The sequence below is a fragment of the Bacillus sp. J14TS2 genome (assembly GCF_018333015.1).
Taxonomy (GTDB): domain Bacteria; phylum Bacillota; class Bacilli; order Bacillales; family Bacillaceae_C; genus Lederbergia.
Map to the genome: position 1 here is coordinate 1 of NZ_BORE01000084.1, position 255 is coordinate 255.

Consider the following 255-nt stretch of genomic DNA (forward strand, 5'->3'; position numbering starts at 1 on the left):
TCTTCATGTGAAGAAAGAAATTATCCGGTATTAGCTCGCGTTTCCGCGAGTTATCCCAGTCTTACAGGTAGGTTGCCCACGTGTTACTCACCCGTCCGCCGCTAATCGTCAAGGAGCAAGCTCCTATTTGATCCGCTCGACTTGCATGTATTAGGCACGCCGCCAGCGTTCGTCCTGAGCCAGGATCAAACTCTCATAAAAGTGTTGTTTCCTACTCAATTGCTGGCAATGGTTCAAAACCATTTATCCAATATT

The 255-nt window shown here is 47.1% G+C and carries 1 rRNA gene; it reads right to left on the bottom strand.

Features of this window, described 5'->3' with window-relative positions:
- Nucleotides 1-201, bottom strand: a 16S ribosomal RNA gene (locus KI375_RS27165); the annotation flags it as partial.
- Nucleotides 202-255: the final 54 nt, after the last annotated feature.